The sequence below is a fragment of the Winogradskyella sp. genome (assembly GCF_013042245.1).
GTDB lineage: Bacteria > Bacteroidota > Bacteroidia > Flavobacteriales > Flavobacteriaceae > Winogradskyella.
In genome coordinates this window covers 1-9837 of sequence record NZ_JABDQL010000012.1, presented here as the reverse complement: position 1 = coordinate 9837, position 9837 = coordinate 1, and the positions used below count along the sequence as shown (strand labels likewise).

Here is a 9837-nt window from a genome sequence, read left to right as displayed (position 1 = left end):
ATGATATAGTAAAACTGTAACATTATGACTTTTATGGATATATTTACTATTCTGTGACATCGAGTCACAAAATAGTAATAATTAACGAGGCAAGCCTCGAGGTATTAAACCTGAAAGCGAATAAAATATTTATAAGTCACAAATCTAATATCTCAAGTAAATAAAAGCGTAAAGGTTATGTTAAAAAGAGGTTTACTATATTCGTGCAATGGCACAAGCACTAGTGAGCATATTAACGCCTTTTAAAAATGTTTCAAATTACGTTGAAGATTGTTTAGATTCTATTCTAAAACAAAGCTATACCAACTGGGAACTCATCATAATTAATGACCATTCTACGGATAATTCTAACGAAATTGTTGAAAAATATGCCGAAAAAGATTCTCGTCTAAAACTTTTTAAAAATACTGGAAACGGGATTATCGAAGCATTAAGATATGCATTTTTAAATAGTTCAGGAAGTTACATCACACGAATGGATAGCGATGATATTATGACCGAAAACAAACTTGAAGTTATGGTTAATCAGCTTGAAGAATATGGCAAAAAACACGTTGCACTTGGCTTGGTAAAGTACTTTAGCGACACCGGGATAAGCAACGGCTACGCTAAATATGAAACTTGGTTAAATAAGTTAACAAAAACTGGAAAGAACTATACCGAAATCTACAAGGAGTGCGTAATAGCATCGCCATGTTGGATGCTCCATCGTGAAGATTTAGTTGCTTGTGATGCTTTTAATCCTAACCGTTATCCTGAAGATTATGATTTAACATTTCGGTTTTACGAATATGGTTATAAATGTATCCCAAACGACCATCTTTTGCATTATTGGCGGGATTATAGCACTAGAACTTCTCGCACTCATGAGCATTATGCTCAAAACTATTTTTTAGATATTAAACTGCATTATTTTTTAAAGTTAGATTATAATAGTTCTCGTCCACTAACCATCTGGGGCGCTGGATTTAAGGGGAAAACTATTGCAAAGAAATTGGTCGAAAACAAAATTGATTTTCATTGGATTTGTGACAACAAAAACAAAATAGGAAAAGATATTTATGGTGTAAAGTTGAAGCCGTTTGAGGCTTTAAAAACCATTGAACGCCCTCAAACTATCGTTACGGTAGCAAATGAAGAACAGCAAAGACAAATAATCAATTATTTTGATGCATTAGATATGAAACAGGTCAGGGATTATTTTTTCTTTTGTTAAACGTTAAATTTCTCAAAATCGAGACCTTTTAGTGTCTTATCAATTCCTATATTTGAAACAACTATAAATTACATTAAAAGCGAATGCAGTTTAAACATCCAGAATTTCTGTGGGCACTACTCTTACTGCTTATTCCTATAATCATTCATCTTTTTCAGCTCAGGCGATTTCAAAAAACAGCCTTTACTAATGTTAAGTTTCTCAAGGCTGTAAAACTACAAACTCGTAAAAGCTCTCAAATTAAAAAATGGTTAACGCTTTTAACACGTTTATTACTAATCGCTTGCATCGTTCTCGCTTTTGCACAGCCTTTTACTACAAACTCCGACACTTTTAATGCAAAAAGTGAAACCGTTATCTATTTGGATAATTCCTTCAGTATGGAAGCCAAAGGAAACAACGGAAGTCTACTCAACGAAGCTATACAAGATATTATTAAAGGCTACTCTAAGGATGATGAAATTACCATTTTTACAAATAATAACACCTTTAGGAATACTACAATCAATGGCATTACAAACGATTTAATAAAATTAAATTACTCTACAAGTCAGCTGGATTATAAATCTGCTTACCTCAAAGGAAACCAATACTTTTCTAAAGACAACAGTACTTTAAAAAATTTAGTTTTAGTTTCTGACTTTCAGCAAAAAGAAACGCCTTTAGAGTTTGAAACTGATAGTTCTGTCACCTTAAAATTGGTTCAGCCAAAACCAGTCTATAAAAACAATATAAGCATAGACAGTGTTTACATAAACAAGTATAGCTCTGAAAATATAGAAATTGGTGTTGATGTATCCTATAACGGTTCCATAAAAAACGTTTCTGTAGCGCTTTATAACAATGAAACTTTAGTTTCTAAAACCGCTTTAGATATCGAAAACAAAGCAAATACCAATTTCACTATACCTAGCGGCACGGAGTTTAATGGTAAAATTGCTATTGAAGATAATGGATTGCAATATGATAATGTATTTTATTTCAATATTAATACCGTGGAGAAAATAAAGGTGTTAAGTATAAATGAAGCATCTGACACTTTCTTAAAAAAATTGTACACAGAAGACGAATTTATTTATAAGAGTATAAATTATAAGAGCTTAGATTACAATCAAATTGAAAATCAAAATCTTATTGTTTTAAATGAAATTAAAACGATTTCAAATGCCCTTAAAACGGCTTTAGCTTCATTTAAAAATGACGGTGGTAGCATATTAATTATTGCTTCAGATGATTTAAATTTAAATTCTTACAATCAACTGCTTAGCAACTTACCCCTACCTGCTTTAACTAAAAGATTAAGTGAAGAAAAAAGGGTAATCTCAATAAACTACGACCATCCGATAATTAAGAATGCATTCTATAATCGTATTAGTAATTTTCAGTACCCAAAGGTTAATTCATTTTATAAGACCAATACAAATAAGAATTCCGTTTTAGAGTTTGAAGATGGTAGCCCTTTTTTATTTGGTAATGCAAAGTCGTACATATTCACAGCAGCTATAAATTCTGATAATAGTAATTTTAAAAAATCGCCATTAATTGTTCCTGTGCTCTATAATATTGGAAAACAAAGCTTAGAAATTCCAAAGATATATTATCAAATCGGTAATGAAAATAATATTGATATCAATACTAAACTCTCACAAGATGAGATTTTAAACCTCACCTCTGGAGAGGATAAAATTATACCCTTACAACAAACTTATAGTAAGAGTGTAAGACTCACAACGACCGAACTTCCTACTAAAGCCGGTATTTTTGAAGTAAAAAACAATTCAGAATTACTTAAAAAATTGAGTTTTAATTATAAAAGAGAAGAAAGCAGCTTAATCTATCACAAGCTAAGTGACAATAGTAATTATTCAGTTGATAATTCTATGGCTTCTGCAATAGAAACTATAAAAAGTAACGCGAGTATTAATGCGCTATGGAAATGGTTTGTTATTTTTGCGCTAGCATTTTTAATAATAGAAATGCTAACTTTAAAATATCTTAAATGAATGCACTACTAAAATCTGCAACAATAGTCGATTCTAAAAGTGATTTCCATAATCAGAATGTTGATATTTTAATTGAAAACGGCACGATTACTAAGATTTCAAAACGCATTTCAAATCCTAAAAATTACCAAGAGATTAAATTAGATAACCTTCATGTTTCACAAGGTTGGTTTGATAGTTCTGTATCTTTTGGTGAACCAGGTTTTGAAGAACGTGAAACAATTGCTAACGGTCTCGATACTGCTGCTAAATCTGGTTACACATCAGTAGCACTCAATGCAAATACTAATCCTGTAATAGACAGTAATGCAGATATCGCTTTCGTTTTAGCAAAAGCATCTAACCACGCCGTAGCTTTAAAACCAATTGGAGCACTAACTAAAGCTTCAAGTTCTGTTGACTTAGCGGAGTTGTTTGATATGCAAAACGCTGGTGCAATCGCTTTCTATGATTACCAAAAACCAATAAGCAATCCTAATCTTTTAAAAATTGCGCTACAATACGCAAGCAATTTTAATGGGTTAGTACTTTCCTTTCCTCAAGAATCCAAAATTTCTGGTCTAGGCGTTATGAACGAACATGTTAATAGCACAAAGCTTGGGCTTAAAGGAAATCCTGCGCTTGCGGAAGAATTACAAGTTGCAAGAGATTTGTTTTTACTAGAATATACAGAAGGTAAATTGCATATTCCAACGATAAGTACAGCAAAATCTGTAGCACTTATTCGTGAAGCAAAAGCAAAAAAACTAGATGTAACATGCTCTGTAGCTATCCATAACTTATGTTTTACCGATGATAAGCTTCAGGATTTTGATACCAACTTTAAAGTCTTACCGCCATTAAGAATACAAACAGATGTTGATGCTCTGATTGAAGGTCTACGAGATGACACCATAGATATGGTTACTACTGATCACAACCCTATTGATATCGAAAATAAAAAAATAGAATTTGACCATGCTTCATACGGAACCATTGGTTTAGAATCTGCTTTTGGAGCACTTCAAAATATATTTACTACAAAAAAAGCTGTTTCTCTTTTAACAAAAGGAAAATCAAGATTTGGAGTCGAAGAATTTCAAATTAAAGAAGGACAAAAAGCTAATCTATCGTTATTTAATCCATACATAAAATACCAGTTTAGCAAAAAAGACATACTATCAACATCTAATAATAGCTGTTTTACAGGGACTGAATTAACAGGAAAAGCCTATGGTATTATCGCTAACAATAAAACTGAACTTATCTAATGAAGGAGAATAGCGTTAAAGAAAGAAAAACTTTTGCTATTGTAGCTTATATTACAATAATAGGCGTTTTGATTGCCTTTTACATGAATCAAGAAAAGAAAAATGAATTTATTTTTTTTCATGTGAGACAAAGTCTTGGACTGTGGCTCATCTATTTTATTTTAGGTTACATTATAGGTGGCTTCGATAACTGGATGATAACCTATTCTTTTTGGATATTTTTCCTAGTATTATTTACTTATGGTATCATTGGTGCTGCATCAGGAAGATTACATAAACTACCTTTACTTGGTGATTTATTCCAAAAAATATTTAAATCCATAAAATAATAAATGTCCACAAATCTTAATTACATTAAACGTCCTTCGACGTTGAAAGAAGATGCTCCATTATTAATTATGTGTCATGGTTACGGTAGTGATGAAAATGATTTATTTTCTTTTGCGGAAGAGTTGCCAAAAGAATTATTTATTATTTCTATTCGTGCACCTTACCAGCTTCAGCCTTATGGCAATGCTTGGTATGCCATAAATTTTGATGCTGTAGAAGGCAAATGGAGCAATAATGAGCAAGCAAAAGCTTCGAGAGATGTAATTGCACAATTTATTGACTATGCGTGTAACAATTATCCTGTTGATAAAGATAACATAACGCTTTTAGGTTTTAGTCAAGGTACAATTCTAAGTTATTCTGTAGCATTAACATATCCTGAAAAAGTAAAAAACATAGTAGCATTAAGCGGCTATGTAAATGAAGATATCTTACCAGAAACTCTTGAAAAATCGAAATTTAGTCATTTAGATTTCTATTGTTCGCATGGAAGTGTAGATCAAGTGATTCCTGTAGATTGGGCTAGAAAAACTAAACCGTTTCTAGATGATTTGAATATAAAAAACACGTATAGCGAATTCCCTGTTGGTCATGGTGTTGCTCCACAAAATTTCTTTGAACTCAAAACTTGGCTAGAAAAACGGATTTAATTAATAGGATATAAAAAGTAATCCGTTAATTTATAGGCTACTTCACCACTATTGTCTAGCTCATAGTTTATAAATAACTCTCCCCAATACTTACCATCGGTAAAATTAGCGAGTATCCATTTATGATTTAAAACCTTAATTTGGTCAATCATAATTTTAGATTCTGTCATCGACGCATAAGGCACGATTGGGTGGTCTACACCTTCGTAAATATTTGTCTCTAAAAGACCATCTTTAAGTTTTTGTAATAATATATCTGTATTAACACCTTGATTTTCAAAATAGTCTATAGCCTCTTGGTTACCATCAAAATTAAAGTTAGAAAGGTCAAAAATTTTATCATTTAAATTAATACGTTCGTCTTCTAAGTCCTTAATCTCTGCTTTAAATATTTTTATATCCTTTTCATACTTATCGAGAATGTTCTTTGAATTTGAATATTGAAAAATAATTGCCAAAACAGCAAAAATAAATAAGTACATGAATAGTCTACTCTTCATACTAAATAGTAATTTTAAGATTATCGTAAGCCAAATAAACGTTATTTGGTAATTTTTGTTGCACCTCGTCGTGAAATCCTAGATGGTGGCTAATATGGGTTAAGTATGCACGTTTAGGGTTAACTTTACTTATAAAATCTAAAGCCTCATCCAAATTAAAGTGAGACATGTGAGGCTCTTCACGCAAAGCGTTAACCACCAAGACTTCTAGATTTTGAAGCTTTTCAATTTCAGAAGTTTTTATAGTTTTCATATCTGTTAAATATGCAAATTTATCAAATCGATAACCAAAAACCTGTAGCTCATTATGCAATCCATCAATAGGTATAACTTCTAAATCTCCAACTAAAAATGGACTTCCATCAATATAAAATTCGTTGACACTAGGTGCGCCTGGATACTTATTTTCAGTTTCAAAAATATAAGCGAAGGTTCGCTCCAAAGCTTTTATAACGCGCTTATGGGCATAAACATCAATATCGCCCTGACGAAAGAAAAAAGGGCGAATATCATCCAATCCCATGATGTGATCTGCATGTTCGTGTGTAAAAATGACACCATCTACTTTTTTACATTCAGACCTTAACATTTGCTGCCTAAAATCTGGTCCGCAATCTATAACAAATGAGTAGTCGTCCCACTCTATTAAAACGGAAACTCGTAAACGTTTATCTTTGGGATTATCGCTCAAACATACAGGGTGTGTACTTCCAATAACTGGAATACCTTGAGAAGTTCCTGTGCCTAAAAATGTAACTTTCAACAGTGTTAACTTTCTGACAAAAATAAGGTTATTTTTTTGTTTAATATCTTAAAAGAGTACCTTTGTACGGCTTGTAAAACCATGATGTATGACTGAAATTAAGTATAAAGCAGATAAAGAGTTTGAAAACATTCCTTCTCTAAGAGATAAGTGTTTACGCATTAACCTCAATGCAGATATCTATGGTTCATTTGCTGAAATTGGAGCAGGTCAAGAAACTGTAAGACAATTTTTTAGAGCTGGTGGCGCATCAGGAACCATCGCCAAAACAATGTCTGCTTACGATAAAGACTTTAGCGATGCTATCTATGGTATTGAAAATGACAAACGCTACGTTACAGAGGCACGCTTAAGAAAAATGCTAAACCATGAAATGAACCTCATGGAGCAACGTATTACTCGAGATAAGCATCCTGATAAAATATTTTTCGCATATGCAAATACAGTAGCCACGATTGATTTTGCCAAGAAATATAAAGGACACGGTTGGGTTGGTATTAAATATCAAGTTAAGCCAGATGAAGAGTATAACGAAATTGTACTTCATTTACGTTTTAAAGAAAATGACGCAAGATTACAGCAGGAAACACTTGGTGTTTTGGGTACTAACCTAATTTATGGTGCATTTTACAAATACAACGAACCAAGAAAACTGTTACGCTATTTGTATGATCATCTGGACAAAGACCAACTAGAGATAGATACCATAAATTTTTCAGGTCCTGTTTTTGAAAACGTAGACAATCGTTTAATGAGTTTACAATTGGTTAAAAACGGTATGACTGATGCCGTTATGTTTTCGCCAGATGGAAACAACGTACTTCCTGCTCGTGTTTTATATAAGAAAAACATCTTAACACTTAGAGGTAGCTTTAGACCTGTTACTAAAGTAAATATAGACATGTTTGAGAAATCTTACGAAATGTTCATTAAAGAAAATAAGGTTAGCAAAGAAAATACTCAAGTAATTTTTGAGATAACACTATCTAACCTTAGAGCTGAAGGAGAAATTGATGAACAAGATTTTATGGATCGTGCACGCCTACTCTGCTCGCTTGGTCAAACTGTATTAATATCAAATTTTAAAGAATACTATAAGCTTGTTGAGTATTTTTCTCAATATTCAAAAAACAGAATGGGATTAGCTATGGGTGTTAACAACTTAGTAGATATTTTTGACGAAAAATACTATCGCCATTTAAGCGGTGGTATTCTTGAAGCCTTTGGTAAGCTTTTTTACAAAGATTTACGTGTCTACTTATATCCAATGGTTAATGGAGATGGAAGTATTACATCAAGTGAAAATCTTAAAGTTCACCCACGAATGAAAGAACTATACAAATTCTTCAAGTATAATGGTAAAGTGGTAGACATTAATGATTATGACCCATCGATACTTTCTATTTTCTCAAGAAAAGTATTAGCAAAAATTGCCGCTGGTGAAACAGGTTGGGAAAGTATGCTACCCGAAGGTGTTGCAAAACTCATTAAAGAAAAAGCATTATTTGGATGTGAATCTGAAGAGGTTATGCTTAAATAAAGTATCTCTTAAAATCATAAAAAAAAGCGACTTTACTTGAGTAAAGTCGCTTTTTTTATTTAAAGATTATAGATTTTAAGCATCTAAAATCTGCTCAGCATGAGCTTTTGTCTTTACTTTTAAAATAACGTCTTCTAAAACGCCATCTTCATCAATTACAAAGGTTGTACGATGAATACCATCGTATTCTTTACCCATAAACTTTTTTGGTCCCCAAACACCAAACGCTTCAATCACTGATTTATCTTCATCTGCTAAAAGCGGATATTCAAAACCATATTTGTTTTTAAAATTAGACTGACGTTTTTGACTATCTGCACTTACACCTAAAATCGCGTAATTACTAGCTTCAAAACGCTTAAAGTTGTCATTAAGGTTGCAAGCCTCTGCAGTACATCCAGGTGTACTAGCCTTTGGGTAAAAGAAAACAACAAGCTTCTTTCCTTTATAATCACTTAGTTTAATAGTATTTCCATCTTGATCTAAAGCTTCAAAATTTGGTGCCTTATCTCCTACTTTTAAATGCGTCATAATGTTTAAATTTGTTTTTGTAAAAATACAATGAATGACAAAGCAAGAAAAGGTAGAATTTGTTATAACTACGTTAAAAGACTTATATCCTGAAATTCCAATTCCTCTAGATCATAAAGATCCATATACATTATTAGTAGCTGTTTTATTATCTGCTCAATGCACAGATGTCCGTGTCAATCAAATTACACCGCTATTATTTGCAAAGGCAGATAATCCGTATGATATGATAAAAATGTCGGTAGAAGAAATTAAAGCAATTATAAGACCTTGTGGATTAAGTCCAATGAAAAGTAAAGGTATTTACGGCTTATCCAGAATTTTAATTGAAAAGCATAATGGTGAAGTGCCGCAGAGTTTTGATGCTCTTGAAGAACTACCTGCAGTTGGACACAAAACTGCTAGTGTTGTTATGAGTCAAGCATTTGGCGTGCCTGCATTTCCGGTAGATACGCATATTCACAGACTCATGTATCGCTGGAATTTAACAAATGGAAAGAGTGTAACTCAAACCGAAAAAGATGCCAAACGCTTATTTCCAGAAGAAACTTGGAATGATTTACATCTTCAGATTATATGGTATGGACGTGAATATTCACAAGCTCGCGGTTGGGATTTAAATAATGACATTATTACCAAAACGATTGGACGTAAGTCAGTTTTAGATGATTATTACAAGAAGAAGAAATAACTTTTTGTATCAAGTTGGAATAGTTATTGATGCTTTCGTGAAAACTAAGTCAATGAGAAAAGTTATTATTTTTCTGTTTTTAACACTTCTAACGTCCTGTATTCCTGTAAAGGTTGCCCCACGATTCAAAAATCAAGATTATAAAATAATTCAAGCTAAAAAATTTAAACGTAAACTACCAGGGCAAAATCATACTTTTAAATTTAATATTTTGAGCAAATAGTCTTCATTCCACCCAGCTTCAAGCCTTTTGCTTTTCATAGATAGTTTTTTAGAATGTTCATTCTTCAATAGGTTTAAAGCAATTTTAAGAGCAATAGAATAATTTTGCGCAGCATTCCCTGCTCTTTTTCTAGAGTCATC

General features: G+C 32.3%; 10 protein-coding genes and 1 pseudogene. 7 read left to right on the top strand and 4 right to left on the bottom strand.

The window, feature by feature from the left end; translation table 11 throughout:
* Positions 1–208 precede the first annotated feature (208 nt).
* The 5 genes from HKP48_RS00895 (at position 209) to HKP48_RS00875 (ending at position 5449) form a co-directional block, all read left to right on the top strand.
* The gene (locus HKP48_RS00895) at positions 209–1216 is read left to right on the top strand and encodes a glycosyltransferase family 2 protein (protein WP_296341873.1); all 1008 of its coding nucleotides are present in this window, start codon (positions 209–211) and stop codon (positions 1214–1216) included.
* 83 nt (positions 1217–1299) lie between these two features.
* Entirely contained in the window at positions 1300–3219 is a 1920-nt protein-coding gene (locus HKP48_RS00890; RefSeq protein WP_296341871.1) for a BatA domain-containing protein, read from the top strand.
* Positions 3216–4469 (top strand): dihydroorotase, encoded by a 1254-nt coding sequence (locus HKP48_RS00885; RefSeq protein WP_296341869.1) that lies wholly within the window; start codon positions 3216–3218, stop codon positions 4467–4469. Before HKP48_RS00890 ends, HKP48_RS00885 begins: the two co-directional genes overlap by 4 nt.
* Positions 4469–4798: a hypothetical protein gene (locus HKP48_RS00880; protein WP_296341867.1), complete on the top strand. Its 330-nt coding sequence runs from the start codon at positions 4469–4471 to the stop codon at positions 4796–4798. The genes HKP48_RS00885 and HKP48_RS00880 overlap by 1 nt, the downstream gene beginning before the upstream one ends.
* Before the next feature lie 3 nt (positions 4799–4801).
* Positions 4802–5449, top strand: coding sequence for an alpha/beta fold hydrolase (locus tag HKP48_RS00875; RefSeq protein ID WP_296341866.1), 648 nt, complete (start codon positions 4802–4804; stop codon positions 5447–5449).
* Here the strand turns inward: HKP48_RS00875 and HKP48_RS00870 are convergent.
* Both HKP48_RS00870 and HKP48_RS00865 read right to left on the bottom strand, forming a co-directional pair.
* Complete coding sequence (locus HKP48_RS00870) at positions 5446–5949, bottom strand: hydrolase (protein WP_296341864.1); 504 nt, start codon at positions 5947–5949, stop codon at positions 5446–5448. The two genes, HKP48_RS00875 and HKP48_RS00870, sit on opposite strands and share 4 nt — an antisense overlap.
* Position 5950: 1 nt before the next feature.
* Positions 5951–6712, bottom strand: coding sequence for an MBL fold metallo-hydrolase (locus tag HKP48_RS00865; RefSeq protein ID WP_296341862.1), 762 nt, complete (start codon positions 6710–6712; stop codon positions 5951–5953).
* Positions 6713–6800: 88 nt separating this feature from the next.
* Here HKP48_RS00865 and HKP48_RS00860 point away from each other — a divergent pair, with 88 nt between their 5' ends.
* A complete protein-coding gene (locus tag HKP48_RS00860) occupies positions 6801–8252 on the top strand; it encodes a TonB-dependent receptor (RefSeq protein WP_296341860.1) in 1452 nt (483 codons plus the stop codon).
* 75 nt (positions 8253–8327) lie between these two features.
* Here the strand turns inward: HKP48_RS00860 and bcp are convergent, their stop codons facing one another.
* On the bottom strand, positions 8328–8783 hold the full coding sequence (gene bcp / locus HKP48_RS00855) for a thioredoxin-dependent thiol peroxidase (RefSeq protein WP_296341859.1): 456 nt from the start codon (positions 8781–8783) through the stop codon (positions 8328–8330).
* Between the two features lie 34 nt (positions 8784–8817).
* On the opposite strand from bcp, the gene nth reads away from it, so the two are divergent.
* Positions 8818–9474, top strand: coding sequence for an endonuclease III (gene nth / locus HKP48_RS00850; protein WP_296341857.1), 657 nt, complete (start codon positions 8818–8820; stop codon positions 9472–9474).
* Between the two features lie 189 nt (positions 9475–9663).
* Here the strand turns inward: nth and HKP48_RS00845 are convergent.
* Positions 9664–9837: pseudogene (locus tag HKP48_RS00845) on the bottom strand (ISAs1 family transposase); the annotation flags it as partial.

Bases quoted from the DNA above. Each gene is read 5' to 3' on its own strand.
- HKP48_RS00895 (WP_296341873.1), top strand. From the start codon at position 209: ATGGCACAAGCACTAGTGAGCATATTAACGCCTTTTAAAAATGTTTCA.
- HKP48_RS00890 (WP_296341871.1), top strand. From the start codon at position 1,300: ATGCAGTTTAAACATCCAGAATTTCTGTGGGCACTACTCTTACTGCTT.
- HKP48_RS00885 (WP_296341869.1), top strand. From the start codon at position 3,216: ATGAATGCACTACTAAAATCTGCAACAATAGTCGATTCTAAAAGTGAT.
- HKP48_RS00880 (WP_296341867.1), top strand. From the start codon at position 4,469: ATGAAGGAGAATAGCGTTAAAGAAAGAAAAACTTTTGCTATTGTAGCT.
- HKP48_RS00875 (WP_296341866.1), top strand. From the start codon at position 4,802: ATGTCCACAAATCTTAATTACATTAAACGTCCTTCGACGTTGAAAGAA.
- HKP48_RS00870 (WP_296341864.1), bottom strand. From the start codon at position 5,949: ATGAAGAGTAGACTATTCATGTACTTATTTATTTTTGCTGTTTTGGCA.
- HKP48_RS00860 (WP_296341860.1), top strand. From the start codon at position 6,801: ATGACTGAAATTAAGTATAAAGCAGATAAAGAGTTTGAAAACATTCCT.
- bcp (WP_296341859.1), bottom strand. From the start codon at position 8,783: ATGACGCATTTAAAAGTAGGAGATAAGGCACCAAATTTTGAAGCTTTA.
- nth (WP_296341857.1), top strand. From the start codon at position 8,818: ATGACAAAGCAAGAAAAGGTAGAATTTGTTATAACTACGTTAAAAGAC.